Below are 12,805 nucleotides of genomic sequence, written 5' to 3'. Positions count from 1 at the left end.
AACGTTCCCGACCCGACCCCCGAGAGGAAATCCATGGGTCCCTGGTTCCACGCCGGCTACCCCGGCGAATGCGCCTGCGGCGCGTCGTTCGATGAGGGCGACCAGATCCGCGCCGATGGCGAGGGCGGCTGGGTCGCCGAGTGCTGCGGAGGCGACGATGACGACTGACCTGCCCCGCGCGGCAGTGGCCGCCGCCGAGACGGCGATGGAGCACCACCTGCTCAACGGCAACGACACCCTGCTGGCCGAGGCCGCCGTCAGGGCTGCCGCGCCCGCTCTCATGGCGGAGGGAATGCGGGCGTTCGCCGCCTACCTGGAGGCTCACCCCATGCTGGCGCCCGTGCCGTCCAGCGTGTACGCCCAGCTCGCCCGCGAGCGCGCCGAGCACATGGAAGCTATCGAGGACCAGGAGGGCGACGACTGCTTCACCGCCGCCGAGCTCGCCTCAATTGATCTCACGATCCGGCTCGCCGAGAAGCTCGGGCAGGTGGTCGGCGACGGACCCACCCGAGCCAACGACATGAGAGAGCTCCTGGCCCACGTCCACGGCATCCAGAACGCGCTCATGGCGCAGGCCACCGCCCGCCTCTACCCCGAGCGGTTCCGCCTGCTGGGAGGTGTCGTGGATGCCTGAGATTCGCCTGCACTGCATCAGCGCCGAGTCGGCCGCCGCCGTAGCGACCGAAGCGACCCGGCCCGGCGACACCCTGCACACCGCACGCCAGGACGGCCACGACGTCGTGATCGGCTACCACGACCTCCGGTACCCCATGGACGTCGCTGAGTGGGCGTTCGAGAACGGGCACGCGCACGACCACGACGCGGCCCAGATCATCGTCGGCATCCAGGGAGGTGCGTGATGGCTGACCTGCCCAAGATCCGCATCGACATGGAGGGGCGGCGCGCATGGCGCGGTGATCGGGCGCTCGCGCTACCCCGCCTCCAGTTCAACCTGCTCGTCTACCTCGCCACCAACGAGGGACAGGTCATGACCCGCGCGAAGATCATGCGGGACGTCTGGGGCGCGAAGTGGACGGGAGACACAAAGACGCTCGACATGCACGTCCTAGGCCTGCGCCGGCTGATCCCCGACGACCGCAAGAACCCGCACTACGTGACCACCGTCCGCGGCATCGGGTTCCGGATGGAGGCAGGCACGGTCGAGTTCGTCTCCTCCACCCGCATCATCATCGTCCGGCCGGGCGATGTGCTCGCCATCGGCAACTGCGGCGAGGTGTCCGAACGCGCCGCCGCCACAGCCTCCGCCCTGCGGGACCAGCTTCGACTGTCCGAGGTACTGCTGTTCGAGGGCGACATCGACATGGCCGCACTCCCGGGGAGCCTCCATGGCTGACGCAGTTGCTGAGAAGGCGGAGGCCGACGCCGAGTACCTGCGCACCGTCCTGCCCGTCGCCGCGGACTACGTCAGGCAGCTCGCCGACGGCGTGGACTTCGACCGGCTGAAGCGGATCGCGCAACAGGCCAGGGCGGCTCACGCCCTGCCGCTCATCAGCGCGCTGATCGCTGCCTGCGAAGCCGTCAAGCAGGCAGACAAGGCGCCGGTGCCGGAGTCGTTCACCGTCATCACGGTCGGCCTGTGCGTCGCGACGGTGTGCACCAGCGTTACCAACGACGAAGCGACAGGCCGCCTCAACGTGGCCCACCCCACCGGCATCAGCACGCGGTGGGAGCTGGCCGGCGACCCGTTCCCCAACGGGGACCCGAACCCCAGCCCCTGCCGCGACCACCCCGACACCCACCGCCACCTGCTTTTCCACTGCTGAGGAACCATGACCACTGTCCACATCGCAGGCCCGCCGCGGATGGGCGGCCTCTACCAAGAGTGCTCCCGCTGCCGTTACGTCCTGCAGAACTACACCGGCGGCATGGTCATGGTCCCCGACGGCCAGGACGCCGAGATCCCGCACTTCCCGGAAGGGTGGCGCATCGTCATCTCCGGCAACGCCGCCTGGGCGAAGGCCGACGACGCCGAGCTGGACGACGGCGAGACCGAATGCAGGCCCGCGTCATGACCGCGCAGCTCACCCCTGAGCAGCGCCGCCAGGCCGAGAGGATCGTCACCCGCGCGACCTGGGCTGCGCGCGCCGCCAGTGTGCTCGTGTTCGGGCTGCTGCTGGCCGCGATCTGGGTGGGCGACTGGCGGTTCGCCGCGACCGCCGCGCTCGTGGCTCCAGTCGGAGTCGTGACGGCAGCGCTGGCCGGGCGCCTCCGCAAGGGGCTCGCCAGCAGCAAGGAGGACCTGTGATCCAACGCTGGCAGATCTTGAGCATCACCTACTGGGATGACCTCAAGACCAAGGAGATGTCCCGCTACCTGTACTCGTGGCCGAAGTACTGGCGCTACAAGTCCGCCATGCGGGAGGTGCGTCGCAGGGAGAACGAGGACACCTTGGAGAACCGCTTCACCAAGGAGTACGTGGTGGTGAAGGCCGTATGAGGTGCGCGCACGCGGAGGCAGTGCCGGTCGAGTCGGTCGTGACGGGCGAGGTCCTCGCCGCGCTCTGCCCCGACTGCGATGCCCAGCTGCCCGCCGAGTTCCTGGCCTGCCCGCACGAGGACGTGATTGAGACGCCCTGTCTCTGCCACCCGCCGGGGCTCGGGATCTGCAACGGCTGCGGCACGTCGGCCTGGTTCGACCGCCCGCAGATGGTGATCTCGTTCGGCAAGGACGTGGACGCCGAGCGCCTGGCGGAGTTCGAGGCCCGGTTCCGCGCTGCCCAGCGGGAGCCGTACCGGACGCTGTTCCTGCCCTACGTGGCCAGCATCAGCGTGCCCACCCCAATCGAGCTGGAGATCCGGTGACGCCCGACCCCATCCCGGACCACAACGACCCCGAGCACCACGACCCGGCGTACGAGGCATGGATCACCGACCACGCCAACCCCGCCTACGAGGGATAGGAGCACCGTGAACGACGAACACCTGCGCCAGCGGTACCCGGAGCTCGCCGAGCTCGTGGACGGGCCGGAGTTCGTGGCCATCGCGATCGCGTTTCAGGCGAAGGACCGCGAGCTGGACCGGCTGCGCGCCGCCCAGGCCAGCCGGGATGAGACGCACGTCTGGACGAACACCGACTGGAAGGAGCGCGCCGAGCAGGCCCGCGCCGAGGCCCACGAACTCCGCGCCGAGCTGGAGCGCCGCATCACTACCGACGCGGAGGCCCTAGCCGACCAGACCCTGATGCGCAGCCTCACCGTGGAGGACGGCAAGCTCGAGCTCAACCTCATCCCGCCCAGAGAAATTGTCGCCGTGTGGGTGCACGCCGCCCGCGAGATGATCGGCGACGCCGAGAACTACGTCGAGATGGAAGTCAAGCTCGCCGGCGAGGTCGAGCGGTTCGCGTTCGTCCTCCAGCGCGTCGGCAAGCTCACCCCCCACGAAGCCCGGCAGGCGGCCGAGGGCCGCGCCGACCAGGCTGAGGCGGCCCTCGCCGACCTGCACTGGCTCATCGCCGCCGGGGTCCACGTCACCATCGGCGCGGAGGACCACAACGGAGGAGCGGACCTGCGCGTGGCGCTCGACCTCGAAGACGAGCCCGACGACAACCCCGCCTGGTACGGCCCCCTCGGTGAAAGCCTGGCCGACGCCCGCGCCTACTGCGAGGCGCAGGAGATCGGCCCATGACCTGGGTACGGCGGGCGGCCCCGGCCTCGCACACCTGCACGCCGCCGATGCGCGACGTCCTCTACCGGCTGCCGTCGATGAGCGCAGACCCGCCGCAACCCACCGCCCAGGCCGCCGTGGTCCACAGCCAGCTGCCCGACGGCCGCCTCGGCGACCTGTGGCGGTGCCCGTGCGGCGCTCTCTGGCGCATCGGCGACGCTTGCGACGCGTGCGACTGGGCCGGCGAGTGGCCCGTACACGACGGCGGCCACGCGATCGGCGTGACGTGGCGGCCCGCCACCCTCTGGCAACGCATTCGATATCGGAAGAGAGGCAGAGCATGATCATCGAAGACGAAAACGGCCGCGAGTGGACCACCGAAGAACTCCGCGACGACTACCGCGAGCCGACCGAGCCGGACCCGGAGCCGCTCGACCTCGACGCGATCGACGCCGCCTACGAGGCGTCCCTGCCTGAGTGGCAGCGCGGGCCGAACCCCGTCGGCCCGAACACCGCGAACGCGCTCTGGGCTGTACCTCAACTCACCTCCGAGCTGCGCACCGCGCTCGCTGAGCTGGAGCGGCTCCGCGCGAACCGATGGCAGGAGTACACCGTCACCGACGGGCGCGAGCCCCATGCCGACGCCGAACTGATCAGCTACGGGGAGGCGGACGACGCCCTGGCCGATGAGCAACCAGTGTGGGTGCGGGACGTATCCGGCTCGCCCTGGACCCGGCTGTCCACCGAAGCGCCGTTCTGAGGCCCGCCATGACTGTCGTCCACCCTGAGGAGGTGCCGGTTGACCCCAGCCGAAGAGATCCCCGAACTCGTCACCGAGATCAAGCAGATACTGCCCCGCCTGGAGCAGCTGCTGCCCGAGCCCGTCGCCGACGCCACCAAGGGCAGCACCCAACACCACAAGGTCACCGGGTCACCAGCACCATGGCACCCAGAGGCCGGCCCGATGCTGCTCGTCATCCACGCCGGCGTGCGCGAACTGGAAGACGACCTGCGCTACCACGTGACCGGCCACACGGGAGCGGGCCGGGGCGGCAGCAACGGCAACACCACCGCGGCGCTCGACTCCATCGTGCGGCTCGTGCACGGCGTCGACGACGACATGGCCCGGGACGCCCGCGGCCGGCTCGACCGGTGGATTGAGCAGGCCTGGCAGATCCGCGACATCGGCGAGTCGGAGAAGTGGATCCCGATCCACGTGCCCAAGGGGCAGCTGCCGCCCGCCTGCCCGTACTGCAAGACGTACTCGATCCGGCTCGCCCAGGAGTCCGGGCGCGTCGTCTGCTCCAACGCGAAGTGCGTCGACGAAAAGGGCGAGCGGCCCCGCGGACGCATCGACAAGAATCAGCTCGACGGAACCCCGGTGCTGACGTGGGCCGACGGGCGAGCGATCTACCACTACGGCAGCCAGGAGGCGCCATGAAGAAGATCCCGACCATCTTCCTGAGGGACTGGGACGGCAACCCGAAGTACGTTACCCGCGAGCCGAACCCCGAATGCGCCTGGGTGTTCGCCGGTGAGGGCGAGGCCACCGTGAAGTGGGACGGCGTCTGCGTGAAGCTCGACGACCAGGGCGAATGGTGGGCGCGCCGCGAGGTGAAGCCGGGCAAGCTGCCGCCGAAGTGGTTCCGGCCGGTCGGCACCGACGAGGAGACCGGCAAGATCATGGGCTGGGAGCCGCTCGAGCAGAACGGGTTCGCGCGCTGGCACGCCGAGGCGCTGAACATCTCCCACCGACTCAGGCCGGGGACGTACGAGCTGCTCGGGCCGAAGGTGAACGGCAACCCGGACGGCTTCGAGGCGCACGTGCTCATGGAGCACGGCTGGGCGCCGCTGAGCCTGCGCGAGGCAGCGAAGCGTGCGCCGCGCGACTATGACGGGCTGGCGGCGTGGCTCATGGAGTGGTCGAACGAGGGCCTGGTCTGGCACCACCCGGACGGCCGTCGGGCGAAGATCAAGCGACGGGACTTCCCGCGCTCGGAGGCGTCATGATCGTCCTGGCCAAGGTCGTCCAGACCTGCTGGGCCTGCCCGTCGCAGTGGGACGCCTGGGATGCCGGCGGCCGGTACTACTACCTGCGGTACCGCTGGGGCGTCGGCACCGTCGATTCGCCGCACGGCACCCAGATTGCGAGGTTCAGGCACGGCGACGATCTGGACGGGTCGATCAGCCTTGAGGACTTCATGGCGGAGGCCGGTCTCACGCTGGCGCCCGGGACGGAGGCCCGGTGAGCCCGGTCGAGGGCATGAAGGCCGCCCTCCGGGCACGCCTCGACGCGGCTGGCGTCCGCCAGCTGGTCGAGCTGGACGAACGCAGCGAGCAGGAGCGCCTGCTGGAGTACGGCCGGTGCCCGCGCTGCCGGGTAGTCCCCACACCCCGCCTCACGATCCGCCTCGACGATAACGACCATATCCACGCCAGCCACGACGCCACCTGCGGATGCGAGGAGAGATGAGCCACGACGACATCCGGCAGCGCCTGGCCGCCGTCGGCCACATCGACTGGAGCCGGACGCGGCGAGAGGACGCCGAGGAGTACTACGGCGACTGGCTGCGGATCGGGCCGGTCATGCTGCAGACCAGCTGGCGTCCGGAGCCGCATGACGAGGACTGCGTCGCCCAGCGCAACGCCATCTCGGCGTTCCTGCAGCACGCCGCGACGGACCTTCGCCGCCTGCTCGCCGACCTCGACCACGCCACCACCACGAGAGAGAGCGTCATGCCCAGCACCAACCCCGTCTACGGCCCGCCGCCCGACCCCGAGCGCGGCGAGCCTGCGACCTTCCTCGGCGATGTGGTCGAGGTCCTCCGGCCGAACGGCGACGTCGTGCGCATGGACCTCGTGGCGCTCGCCGACGCCGCCATCAACGCCGACCGGGCCGTGGCCGGCCTGCGCGAGGAGAACGAGGCGCTGCGCAGAGAGCTGACCTCACTGAGAGAGAAGACGGCCCGGATCGAGCGGGCAGGCCGGATCCTCGCTGGCGTCAGCTACGAGGAGGACTGATGCCGTTCGAGCCGCCCGCAGAGGCTGCGGCCAGACGCAAGCGCGAGGAGGAATTGCGCGCGGCCCTGCGCGAGCACGGCCACCAGACCGGGGACCGCTGGTGGTTTTCCTCCTCGAACGCCACCCACACCGAGGAGGAAGCGCTCCGCATCGTCGAGGCGTGCCTGCTGCTGGGCGCGCCGGTCACGGACCGGGTGACCTCGGAGGTGTGGTGGACGCTCGTATCCCGCGTGGTGGCGCTGGACAAGCGGGTCAGCGAGCTGGAGCTCGTGGTGAGGAACCGCGAGGACTACGAGATGGAGATGCGCGACCGTGGCGAGTGACGACCTGACCGCCTTCCTGCGGGCACGCCTCGACGAAGAGGAGAAGATCGCCCGCGAGGCTGACGGCATCTCGGGGGACACCTGGATGGAGCTGTACGAGGACCTCGTCAGGTCCCGGCCGCTCGACGACGCCCGCGCGGTGTTCGGCATCTTCATTGGCACCTTCACCTCCGGGCGAATGCTGGCGGAGATCGCGGCCAAGCGGCGGGTTCTCGACGAGCACGCCATGGAGCAGAGCTACGGCATCGGCCCGGAGATGACCCGCGTCAAGTACGAAGTCTGTACGACGTGCAGCAACAAACACGGCGTGCCGTGCGCCACTGTGCGCCTGCTCGCGCTGCCGTACGCCAGCCACCGCGCGTACCGGAAGGAGTGGCGGCCGTGAGCGCTGCCGAGGGAATGCTGACCCTCCTCGCCGTCAACCCCACCCTGCTGCCCCCGGCTCCCGAGCACGCCGACGGCAGCCACATCGAGCACCGGCAGCGCGACGAGATCCACCCCTGTCTGAGATGCGGCCAGCGCGCCATGTGCGCCTACATCGCGAGGTCCAAGACCAAGCCGGAGGCCGGGCCGCGCTGGCTCGACCTCTGCGCGGCCTGCGACCACTGGGTGCGCACCAACCTGCCGGAGGAGTGGCGCCCGTGAGCGACCTACCTCAGGTGGTGCTCGATCACGCCTACAAGCTCTTCTACGGGGACCTCAGCCTGTGCGGCTGCGGGACACCGGAAGCTGCTTACGAGCTCGTGCGCGACGTGCTGGTCCTCATCGCCGATGACGAGCATGGCTGGGTGCCGCTCGTGAAGACGCTGCTCGGCAACCCCGGGGCGCACCACCTGATCATGTCGGCTCTCGATGAGGCGGACCTTCTCGGTCATGGATCGAGCATCGACACCGCGTGGCTTACGGACAAGGGTCGCTGGTACGCCTCGGCGCTGCGCATGATCGAAGACTGGGACGCCTTCCACGAAGTCGGGTATCCGCACGACGGCGAGGACTGCACAGACGCGTGCTGGAAGGAGGGGACGCTGTGAGAGAGCCGACGCACGAGGAGTGCAGTAGCCATGCCTGGGTGTCACTCGACGCCGACACGCGAGGCGTGGCCTGCTGGTACCCGCAGATGGGCGGCTACACCGCGCATGCCGTGATCGTCTTCGACGCGCGCTGCGTGGACGTCTACGTGTGGCACGACGGCGACTTCCCCTTCGCCGGCGACGAGCGCCCACCCGTCGTAATGCACCACTGCAACGGCGACCAGTTCATCAAGTTCGGCGAGCTGATCAAGACCGTGACGGAAGGGGCGACGCCGTGAGCCTGCCCGACGAGTTCGAGGTCAAGAAGATGAGCGCCCACATCCCGATCTCCGAGGAGATGGCGATGGACCTTGGGCTGATCCCCGACACCCGGCCGGCACCGCCACCGCCCACCAGGCGGCAGCGGGTCCGTGCGTGGGTGCGTGGAACGATCCGAGAGGTTCGCTGGCGGGTGGCAGCGAAGATCGGCGGCTGCAGTCGTGAGGCGATCGAAGAGGTGAGCTGGCTGTGGTGACCGACCCGAACGTGCAGGTGATGGCCCCATGGCCGCACGAGCCGACGGACGCCTGCCCGGAGGAGATCAGCGTCTGCCCGCACTGCGCGCACGAACTTCTGAGAGGCTTGCGAGGCAGTAGACACAACTTCTAGCGGGTTGCGTTGACGCAGGTTACATGCCTGGCGGCAAGTCCGACATACGTACACGGCCTTGTGCACATGTGATCCTGTCGGTCATTGCCGGTACATTCGTAAGCCAGCAATGGCGCTGTGACTGGCGGTAGAGGGGTGGCCCGTGGAGGACCGATCCAAAGCTACGTGGCGGTTCTACTCCACCCCTGCCGGGGCCGACCTCGTTAGGAAAGAGATCCGCGAGGTCCTGCAGGGCAAACCGCCACTCATCGAGCTCAGCCACCTCATGTGGCGGATCGAGCACGGAGAGGTGCTTGATCGAGACGTGGGAACGCTCGGCAAGGGGCTCAACGAAGCCCGCCTCAGTTACGGAGGCAACGAGTATCGCCTGTACTACGCAGTTCTCACAGACGGGGAGCACCTTCTGCTGGGCCTCAAGTTCCACAAGAAGGGGAGCAACGGGGCCCAGGACCGGGCTATCGCAAGCGCCAGAGAGCGGCTGGCGGAATGGCAGCGCAGAATATAGGGTAAACCCGATAAGTGGAGGTGGGCATGGACCGCGACATCGCCGCGCTGCTCGGTATCGACCCCGACGATCCCGAGGTTCAGCGTGAGAGCGCAGCCGTTGAGCGAGACATGCGTCTCATCGAAACCCTGGTTGCAATGCGAAAGCGACTCGGCCTGACCCAAGCCGACGTTGCCGAGAAGATGGGCCGCAGCCAGCCAGCCGTATCCGACTTCGAACGAGTCGGTGGCGATCCACGCATGTCCACGATCCGCCGCTATGCATTCGCGATCGGCGCCGAGGTCTGCCATGCGGTGAAGGTGCCAGGCGCAGTCACAGGCACCACTTCGACATCAGCCCAGATGGTTATTCAGGGCGCAACGGGCACCATAGGCTCGGCCCCAACACGGGGAGCAGGAGCGCTGGAGCTGAAGAGGGCCGCATCGTGATACAGGCTTTCCTCGTTCTAAGCGACGCCGCAAGCACCGATGCAGCGACCGGGAAGATCAACGCGCTCGGAGCGGGCTGGTCAGTGACGGGGCCGGTCGTCCCGATGTCGGCCGTCACCGGCTTCCTGCGGATTCCATGGGAGGAGGTGCCAGAGAAGATCCGCTTCTCTGTGCGCCTACTAGATGATGCCGGACAGCCGGTCCGTCCCTTCCTCGACAACGATGAGGCGCTCTCCTTCCGAGGCGAGATTGCACCCAGCACAGAGGGCGTAGAGCGGGCCGGGATGCAGGTTCCACTCAGCTTCAGCTTCGCTATCCCAATCCCGCCGTTGCCGCTGGAAGGTGGCCGTAGCTACGAATGGGTTCTGGAAGCGAACGACGACAAGGTCGCGTCTGTGCAGTTCGCAGTCCGCACGCAGCCTCCGGCGAAGGGTGCGCAGTCGCAGTCAGAAAAGCTGTCGGCGGCGTCCCAGTAGTTGAGCAGCGCGTGCCCTGTTGGCGCAGGACATCATGGTGGTGTGGACAGCTGGACTGTTGACGATGCGGCCGCCTTGCTTCATCCCGCCTTGACCGCTGCAGAGGTGCGCGCCATGGTGGATCTGTTCGAGATTCCGGCCGTGGATGTGCGCCGTACTGGCCGCCGTGGCCGTCCGCTCCCGACGTACGACCCAAGTGCCCTGCAGGAAGCTCATGCCGTGGTGATGCGTGTACGCGTTGACCTTGGAGCATTTAAGGCCGCATAATTCGGCGTAGACAGTGATCCCAAGACCCGGCGATTTGCCGGGTTTTGTCGTATCTGGACCTTCCAAGGTGACCCCACTCGAATGAGCGTTCGAGCGCTGGGTATGCTCGCCGCATGTCCGACCTGCCACCCTCCGTCCGCCTGAAAGATCACCACGTCAAGGCCGGCGGCCTACTGCAGTGGCACCGCCGCGCGAACGGCGAATGGTGGGCGCTCGTGGAGATCGTCGAAGATGCGCCCGGATTCCGAGGCGGCCTCGAACCTCCGCGCGAGGTGTGGCTGCCCGAGCACCAGGTCGAGAAGGTGCACGGCGAGGACTACCGCAGGGTGAAGGCCACCCGGGACTAACTCCCACCCACCTCCCAGCAACACCCAACCCTGGGAGGTGGCCATGGCGCGCTTTCGCCCGTCCGGCAAGCCAGTCAAGCCGGTCGTGCCCGCCAAGAGCCGCCGCCAGACCAGCCGCCTGTGCCTCAAGGAGTGGGGGAGCGGCTGCACCTCCCACGGCGGCAAGGAATGCCGCTGCACCGGCGTGTGGCGGCACGGCGGATCCTGCGAATGCGACTGCGGAGGCACCTCATGATCCCCGAATGGATGTGGATCGTCTGGCTGATCACCGCCGCGGCCGGGTTCGCCGTCCTGGAGACCATCGCCCTGGCCAACCGGCGCGACGGCGACACCCTGTCCGAGAACATCCGGCGCTGGCTCGGCATCACCCCGCCGTCGCTTCACCGCCGGATCTCGGTGCCCGTGTTCGTCGGCGTGCTGATCCTCTTCGTCGTGTGGTTCCTGCCGCACATCGTCTTCAACATCCTCTGAGCGGAGCCGTAACCATGGTCGGCATGCACATCCCCAAGCCCACCCTCGGGCGGATCGTCCACTATCGAGGCAAGCAGGGCCGCATGGCCATGCGCGCTGCGATCGTCACCGGCACCGTCGACAGCCTCGACCCCGACGGCATCGCCTCCGGAGACGTCCCGGCACTCGACAGCGACCACCACGTACACCTGTGGGTGTTCACCCCGGGCGCGTCGGGTGGCTTCCCTGAGTTCAACGTTGGACCTGGTGATGAGCCGGGCCAGTGGACCTGGCCGCCGAGGGTGTGACGTTGAGCGACCAGGAACAGCCCGCCACGGGCGGCACGGTGAACGTCGCGCACGAGCCGACCGGCTGTGACGGGTGGATCCCCGGCGTGCCGAAGACCGTCCCACGGGCCCGCATCGCCGAGCTGATCGAAGCGCTGGGCCTCGACGTTCAGCACCTCCGTGGCCTGCGTATCGAGCCGCATGCTGTCTACGCCGAGGTGTACGCCCTGAAGGACGGGGGCCGATTCTGGGACGGCGCCTGGCAGCCTGACAGCCAACCCGCCAGACATCGCTTCGCCATCCCGATCGTGGACAGCGTCCCGGAGCAGGCGCCCGAGGTTTGCGCCCAGTTCGCCCCGGGCGGACTCATCTCGGACACCTGCCGGTCTGGCGTCGAGGAACCGCCCAAGTTCGGCGTCACCGTGGACCCAGGAGCCGACCCCGGCGACGTGGGGCGCAAGGTGGTCGACGCCATCAGGGAGTACGACAGACGGCGAGGCGACGGCCCCGAACCTCAGCCCGCCTGATCGCCCAACACCAACTCAACCGGCAAGTTCATCTGCGCGGCGCTGTACTTCGACAGGCCGCGGTGCGCCACCTCTACCCCGTAGAAGTCGTGGCCAGGGGCAACCGCCAGCGCCCACCGGAACACACACCCCTCCTCCCTGTGCACGCCGGTGCCGAGCTTCCCCACGCCGATCGTCTTCCCCGACGCGTCAGTGACGACGACCGGCGTGTGCTGCCGGATGTCCGCGAACTCGCCCTCGCCAGAGCAGGCGGGATAGTCGCCGTACTCGACCTGATCCGGCCATGTCTTCAAGACGACCCTGCCGCTCACATCGAGCAACGCCGGAGGCGGCGCGACCTGCGCCGGAGACGTCGGAATCAGTGGCGCGGGAGGATCGGCCTCGGTTCCAGGCGAGATGACGATGAACAGGGCGGCCACCGCCGCTAAGACCACGAGCGTCACTCCCGCCACGGCCAGCACCAGCTTCATGCGGGCATCGTGCAACGGTCCACGCCGCCCGCACCAGGCCCAACCGCACAACGATTCGGAACGCCATGCCACGCAGCCACGGCCGCAGCGGCTACCGCTGGCGCAAGGCCAGGGCCATGCTGCTGCTCACCGCGCCCGACGTGTGCCACATCTGCACGCACAGCGGAAACGCGAACGAGGCAGACCACGTGCCGTCGCTGAAGAAGCTCGAAGCCCTCGGCCTCGACCCCTGCGACCTGCGCTACCTGCGTCGCGCGCACGGCACCTGGTACCGCTGCCCCGTGTGCGGCCGGGCCTGCAACCAGAGCAAGGGGGATCGGGAACTACCCTCCGCCCCCCGATCATCCCGCGCCTGGTGAAGCGCACTTCCTCGCAATCTGCCTCTGACCGGAGTCTCAGGGC

Annotated in this window: 34 protein-coding genes; 33 read left to right on the top strand and 1 reads right to left on the bottom strand. The window is 68.5% G+C overall.

From position 1 onward, the window contains the following. Positions 1-33 precede the first annotated feature (33 nt). The 32 genes from ACTWPW_RS00630 to ACTWPW_RS00475 all read left to right on the top strand — a co-directional run bounded on the left by ACTWPW_RS00630 (position 34) and on the right by ACTWPW_RS00475 (position 11,933). Complete coding sequence (locus ACTWPW_RS00630) at positions 34-168, top strand: hypothetical protein (RefSeq protein WP_443167629.1); 135 nt, start codon at positions 34-36, stop codon at positions 166-168. Further along, positions 158-634, top strand: a complete 477-nt coding sequence (locus tag ACTWPW_RS00625; RefSeq protein ID WP_443167628.1) for a hypothetical protein — start codon at positions 158-160, stop codon at positions 632-634. Before ACTWPW_RS00630 ends, ACTWPW_RS00625 begins: the two co-directional genes overlap by 11 nt. Next, a complete protein-coding gene (locus ACTWPW_RS00620; RefSeq protein WP_443167627.1) occupies positions 627-860 on the top strand; it encodes a hypothetical protein in 234 nt (77 codons plus the stop codon). Before ACTWPW_RS00625 ends, ACTWPW_RS00620 begins: the two co-directional genes overlap by 8 nt. Continuing rightward, entirely contained in the window at positions 860-1,354 is a 495-nt protein-coding gene (locus ACTWPW_RS00615; protein ID WP_443167626.1) for a winged helix-turn-helix domain-containing protein, read from the top strand. Before ACTWPW_RS00620 ends, ACTWPW_RS00615 begins: the two co-directional genes overlap by 1 nt. Next, a complete protein-coding gene (locus ACTWPW_RS00610; protein ID WP_443167625.1) occupies positions 1,347-1,784 on the top strand; it encodes a hypothetical protein in 438 nt (145 codons plus the stop codon). The genes ACTWPW_RS00615 and ACTWPW_RS00610 overlap by 8 nt, the downstream gene beginning before the upstream one ends. 6 nt (positions 1,785-1,790) lie before the next feature. Continuing rightward, positions 1,791-2,033 carry a hypothetical protein gene (locus ACTWPW_RS00605; protein ID WP_443167624.1) on the top strand — a complete coding sequence of 81 codons (243 nt, stop codon included), beginning with the start codon at positions 1,791-1,793 and terminating at the stop codon, positions 2,031-2,033. Beyond that, the gene (locus tag ACTWPW_RS00600; RefSeq protein ID WP_443167623.1) at positions 2,015-2,266 is read left to right on the top strand and encodes a hypothetical protein; all 252 of its coding nucleotides are present in this window, start codon (positions 2,015-2,017) and stop codon (positions 2,264-2,266) included. The genes ACTWPW_RS00605 and ACTWPW_RS00600 overlap by 19 nt, the downstream gene beginning before the upstream one ends. Further along, a complete protein-coding gene (locus ACTWPW_RS00595) occupies positions 2,263-2,457 on the top strand; it encodes a hypothetical protein (protein ID WP_443167622.1) in 195 nt (64 codons plus the stop codon). Before ACTWPW_RS00600 ends, ACTWPW_RS00595 begins: the two co-directional genes overlap by 4 nt. Beyond that, a complete protein-coding gene (locus ACTWPW_RS00590) occupies positions 2,454-2,822 on the top strand; it encodes a hypothetical protein (RefSeq protein WP_443167621.1) in 369 nt (122 codons plus the stop codon). Before ACTWPW_RS00595 ends, ACTWPW_RS00590 begins: the two co-directional genes overlap by 4 nt. Positions 2,823-2,927: 105 nt before the next feature. Continuing rightward, positions 2,928-3,644, top strand: coding sequence for a hypothetical protein (locus ACTWPW_RS00585; RefSeq protein ID WP_443167620.1), 717 nt, complete (start codon positions 2,928-2,930; stop codon positions 3,642-3,644). After that, entirely contained in the window at positions 3,641-3,967 is a 327-nt protein-coding gene (locus ACTWPW_RS00580) for a hypothetical protein (protein WP_443167619.1), read from the top strand. Before ACTWPW_RS00585 ends, ACTWPW_RS00580 begins: the two co-directional genes overlap by 4 nt. After that, positions 3,964-4,383, top strand: a complete 420-nt coding sequence (locus ACTWPW_RS00575; RefSeq protein ID WP_443167618.1) for a hypothetical protein — start codon at positions 3,964-3,966, stop codon at positions 4,381-4,383. The genes ACTWPW_RS00580 and ACTWPW_RS00575 overlap by 4 nt, the downstream gene beginning before the upstream one ends. A 39-nt stretch (positions 4,384-4,422) precedes the next feature. After that, positions 4,423-5,064 carry a hypothetical protein gene (locus ACTWPW_RS00570; RefSeq protein ID WP_443167617.1) on the top strand — a complete coding sequence of 214 codons (642 nt, stop codon included), beginning with the start codon at positions 4,423-4,425 and terminating at the stop codon, positions 5,062-5,064. Beyond that, the gene (locus ACTWPW_RS00565; RefSeq protein ID WP_443167616.1) at positions 5,061-5,633 is read left to right on the top strand and encodes a hypothetical protein; all 573 of its coding nucleotides are present in this window, start codon (positions 5,061-5,063) and stop codon (positions 5,631-5,633) included. The genes ACTWPW_RS00570 and ACTWPW_RS00565 overlap by 4 nt, the downstream gene beginning before the upstream one ends. Next, the gene (locus ACTWPW_RS00560) at positions 5,630-5,872 is read left to right on the top strand and encodes a hypothetical protein (RefSeq protein ID WP_443167615.1); all 243 of its coding nucleotides are present in this window, start codon (positions 5,630-5,632) and stop codon (positions 5,870-5,872) included. Before ACTWPW_RS00565 ends, ACTWPW_RS00560 begins: the two co-directional genes overlap by 4 nt. Then, on the top strand, positions 5,869-6,096 hold the full coding sequence (locus tag ACTWPW_RS00555) for a hypothetical protein (RefSeq protein WP_443167614.1): 228 nt from the start codon (positions 5,869-5,871) through the stop codon (positions 6,094-6,096). The genes ACTWPW_RS00560 and ACTWPW_RS00555 overlap by 4 nt, the downstream gene beginning before the upstream one ends. Next, the gene (locus tag ACTWPW_RS00550; protein ID WP_443167613.1) at positions 6,093-6,644 is read left to right on the top strand and encodes a hypothetical protein; all 552 of its coding nucleotides are present in this window, start codon (positions 6,093-6,095) and stop codon (positions 6,642-6,644) included. The genes ACTWPW_RS00555 and ACTWPW_RS00550 overlap by 4 nt, the downstream gene beginning before the upstream one ends. Continuing rightward, on the top strand, positions 6,644-6,967 hold the full coding sequence (locus ACTWPW_RS00545; RefSeq protein ID WP_443167612.1) for a hypothetical protein: 324 nt from the start codon (positions 6,644-6,646) through the stop codon (positions 6,965-6,967). The genes ACTWPW_RS00550 and ACTWPW_RS00545 overlap by 1 nt, the downstream gene beginning before the upstream one ends. Further along, a complete protein-coding gene (locus tag ACTWPW_RS00540; protein ID WP_443167611.1) occupies positions 6,957-7,352 on the top strand; it encodes a DUF6221 family protein in 396 nt (131 codons plus the stop codon). Before ACTWPW_RS00545 ends, ACTWPW_RS00540 begins: the two co-directional genes overlap by 11 nt. Continuing rightward, entirely contained in the window at positions 7,349-7,612 is a 264-nt protein-coding gene (locus ACTWPW_RS00535) for a hypothetical protein (RefSeq protein ID WP_443167610.1), read from the top strand. The genes ACTWPW_RS00540 and ACTWPW_RS00535 overlap by 4 nt, the downstream gene beginning before the upstream one ends. Next, entirely contained in the window at positions 7,609-7,998 is a 390-nt protein-coding gene (locus ACTWPW_RS00530) for a hypothetical protein (RefSeq protein ID WP_443167609.1), read from the top strand. Before ACTWPW_RS00535 ends, ACTWPW_RS00530 begins: the two co-directional genes overlap by 4 nt. Continuing rightward, the gene (locus ACTWPW_RS00525) at positions 7,995-8,276 is read left to right on the top strand and encodes a hypothetical protein (RefSeq protein ID WP_443167608.1); all 282 of its coding nucleotides are present in this window, start codon (positions 7,995-7,997) and stop codon (positions 8,274-8,276) included. Before ACTWPW_RS00530 ends, ACTWPW_RS00525 begins: the two co-directional genes overlap by 4 nt. Next, entirely contained in the window at positions 8,273-8,512 is a 240-nt protein-coding gene (locus tag ACTWPW_RS00520; RefSeq protein WP_443167607.1) for a hypothetical protein, read from the top strand. Before ACTWPW_RS00525 ends, ACTWPW_RS00520 begins: the two co-directional genes overlap by 4 nt. Positions 8,513-8,788: 276 nt before the next feature. Further along, positions 8,789-9,151 (top strand): hypothetical protein, encoded by a 363-nt coding sequence (locus ACTWPW_RS00515; RefSeq protein WP_443167606.1) that lies wholly within the window; start codon positions 8,789-8,791, stop codon positions 9,149-9,151. Positions 9,152-9,177: 26 nt separating this feature from the next. Further along, positions 9,178-9,579: a helix-turn-helix domain-containing protein gene (locus tag ACTWPW_RS00510; RefSeq protein ID WP_443167605.1), complete on the top strand. Its 402-nt coding sequence runs from the start codon at positions 9,178-9,180 to the stop codon at positions 9,577-9,579. Further along, complete coding sequence (locus ACTWPW_RS00505) at positions 9,576-10,055, top strand: DUF6941 family protein (protein ID WP_443167604.1); 480 nt, start codon at positions 9,576-9,578, stop codon at positions 10,053-10,055. The genes ACTWPW_RS00510 and ACTWPW_RS00505 overlap by 4 nt, the downstream gene beginning before the upstream one ends. Before the next feature lie 42 nt (positions 10,056-10,097). Next, positions 10,098-10,322: a hypothetical protein gene (locus ACTWPW_RS00500; RefSeq protein WP_443167603.1), complete on the top strand. Its 225-nt coding sequence runs from the start codon at positions 10,098-10,100 to the stop codon at positions 10,320-10,322. A 113-nt stretch (positions 10,323-10,435) separates the two neighbouring features. Then, positions 10,436-10,669: a hypothetical protein gene (locus ACTWPW_RS00495; protein ID WP_443167602.1), complete on the top strand. Its 234-nt coding sequence runs from the start codon at positions 10,436-10,438 to the stop codon at positions 10,667-10,669. 43 nt (positions 10,670-10,712) lie between these two features. Continuing rightward, positions 10,713-10,904, top strand: coding sequence for a hypothetical protein (locus tag ACTWPW_RS00490; protein WP_443167601.1), 192 nt, complete (start codon positions 10,713-10,715; stop codon positions 10,902-10,904). Further along, a complete protein-coding gene (locus ACTWPW_RS00485; protein ID WP_443167600.1) occupies positions 10,901-11,140 on the top strand; it encodes a hypothetical protein in 240 nt (79 codons plus the stop codon). The genes ACTWPW_RS00490 and ACTWPW_RS00485 overlap by 4 nt, the downstream gene beginning before the upstream one ends. A 23-nt stretch (positions 11,141-11,163) precedes the next feature. After that, entirely contained in the window at positions 11,164-11,427 is a 264-nt protein-coding gene (locus ACTWPW_RS00480; RefSeq protein WP_443167599.1) for a hypothetical protein, read from the top strand. Between the two features lie 2 nt (positions 11,428-11,429). Further along, the gene (locus ACTWPW_RS00475; protein ID WP_443167598.1) at positions 11,430-11,933 is read left to right on the top strand and encodes a hypothetical protein; all 504 of its coding nucleotides are present in this window, start codon (positions 11,430-11,432) and stop codon (positions 11,931-11,933) included. Here the strand turns inward: ACTWPW_RS00475 and ACTWPW_RS00470 are convergent. Next, complete coding sequence (locus ACTWPW_RS00470) at positions 11,921-12,403, bottom strand: hypothetical protein (protein WP_443167597.1); 483 nt, start codon at positions 12,401-12,403, stop codon at positions 11,921-11,923. The two genes, ACTWPW_RS00475 and ACTWPW_RS00470, sit on opposite strands and share 13 nt — an antisense overlap. Before the next feature lie 65 nt (positions 12,404-12,468). Between ACTWPW_RS00470 and ACTWPW_RS00465 the strand changes: the two genes are divergently transcribed. Beyond that, on the top strand, positions 12,469-12,762 hold the full coding sequence (locus ACTWPW_RS00465) for a hypothetical protein (protein WP_443167596.1): 294 nt from the start codon (positions 12,469-12,471) through the stop codon (positions 12,760-12,762). Positions 12,763-12,805 lie beyond the last annotated feature (43 nt).

The sequence above is a fragment of the Nonomuraea sp. KM90 genome (assembly GCF_052246675.1).
Classification (GTDB): domain Bacteria; phylum Actinomycetota; class Actinomycetes; order Streptosporangiales; family Streptosporangiaceae; genus Nonomuraea.
Note: the sequence above shows the minus strand (reverse complement) of the source record. Positions and strands in the feature narration are given on the sequence as shown.

What these genes read in the sequence shown, in the direction of transcription:
- ACTWPW_RS00470 (WP_443167597.1), bottom strand. Translation starts at nt 12,403, where the DNA reads ATGAAGCTGGTGCTGGCCGTGGCGGGAGTGACGCTCGTGGTCTTAGCG.
- ACTWPW_RS00485 (WP_443167600.1), top strand. Translation starts at nt 10,901, where the DNA reads ATGATCCCCGAATGGATGTGGATCGTCTGGCTGATCACCGCCGCGGCC.
- ACTWPW_RS00565 (WP_443167616.1), top strand. Translation starts at nt 5,061, where the DNA reads ATGAAGAAGATCCCGACCATCTTCCTGAGGGACTGGGACGGCAACCCG.
- ACTWPW_RS00615 (WP_443167626.1), top strand. Translation starts at nt 860, where the DNA reads ATGGCTGACCTGCCCAAGATCCGCATCGACATGGAGGGGCGGCGCGCA.
- ACTWPW_RS00545 (WP_443167612.1), top strand. Translation starts at nt 6,644, where the DNA reads ATGCCGTTCGAGCCGCCCGCAGAGGCTGCGGCCAGACGCAAGCGCGAG.
- ACTWPW_RS00575 (WP_443167618.1), top strand. Translation starts at nt 3,964, where the DNA reads ATGATCATCGAAGACGAAAACGGCCGCGAGTGGACCACCGAAGAACTC.
- ACTWPW_RS00610 (WP_443167625.1), top strand. Translation starts at nt 1,347, where the DNA reads ATGGCTGACGCAGTTGCTGAGAAGGCGGAGGCCGACGCCGAGTACCTG.
- ACTWPW_RS00490 (WP_443167601.1), top strand. Translation starts at nt 10,713, where the DNA reads ATGGCGCGCTTTCGCCCGTCCGGCAAGCCAGTCAAGCCGGTCGTGCCC.
- ACTWPW_RS00465 (WP_443167596.1), top strand. Translation starts at nt 12,469, where the DNA reads ATGCCACGCAGCCACGGCCGCAGCGGCTACCGCTGGCGCAAGGCCAGG.
- ACTWPW_RS00630 (WP_443167629.1), top strand. Translation starts at nt 34, where the DNA reads ATGGGTCCCTGGTTCCACGCCGGCTACCCCGGCGAATGCGCCTGCGGC.
- ACTWPW_RS00510 (WP_443167605.1), top strand. Translation starts at nt 9,178, where the DNA reads ATGGACCGCGACATCGCCGCGCTGCTCGGTATCGACCCCGACGATCCC.
- ACTWPW_RS00580 (WP_443167619.1), top strand. Translation starts at nt 3,641, where the DNA reads ATGACCTGGGTACGGCGGGCGGCCCCGGCCTCGCACACCTGCACGCCG.
- ACTWPW_RS00600 (WP_443167623.1), top strand. Translation starts at nt 2,015, where the DNA reads ATGCAGGCCCGCGTCATGACCGCGCAGCTCACCCCTGAGCAGCGCCGC.
- ACTWPW_RS00605 (WP_443167624.1), top strand. Translation starts at nt 1,791, where the DNA reads ATGACCACTGTCCACATCGCAGGCCCGCCGCGGATGGGCGGCCTCTAC.
- ACTWPW_RS00495 (WP_443167602.1), top strand. Translation starts at nt 10,436, where the DNA reads ATGTCCGACCTGCCACCCTCCGTCCGCCTGAAAGATCACCACGTCAAG.
- ACTWPW_RS00625 (WP_443167628.1), top strand. Translation starts at nt 158, where the DNA reads ATGACGACTGACCTGCCCCGCGCGGCAGTGGCCGCCGCCGAGACGGCG.
- ACTWPW_RS00550 (WP_443167613.1), top strand. Translation starts at nt 6,093, where the DNA reads ATGAGCCACGACGACATCCGGCAGCGCCTGGCCGCCGTCGGCCACATC.
- ACTWPW_RS00560 (WP_443167615.1), top strand. Translation starts at nt 5,630, where the DNA reads ATGATCGTCCTGGCCAAGGTCGTCCAGACCTGCTGGGCCTGCCCGTCG.
- ACTWPW_RS00620 (WP_443167627.1), top strand. Translation starts at nt 627, where the DNA reads ATGCCTGAGATTCGCCTGCACTGCATCAGCGCCGAGTCGGCCGCCGCC.
- ACTWPW_RS00480 (WP_443167599.1), top strand. Translation starts at nt 11,164, where the DNA reads ATGCACATCCCCAAGCCCACCCTCGGGCGGATCGTCCACTATCGAGGC.
- ACTWPW_RS00590 (WP_443167621.1), top strand. Translation starts at nt 2,454, where the DNA reads ATGAGGTGCGCGCACGCGGAGGCAGTGCCGGTCGAGTCGGTCGTGACG.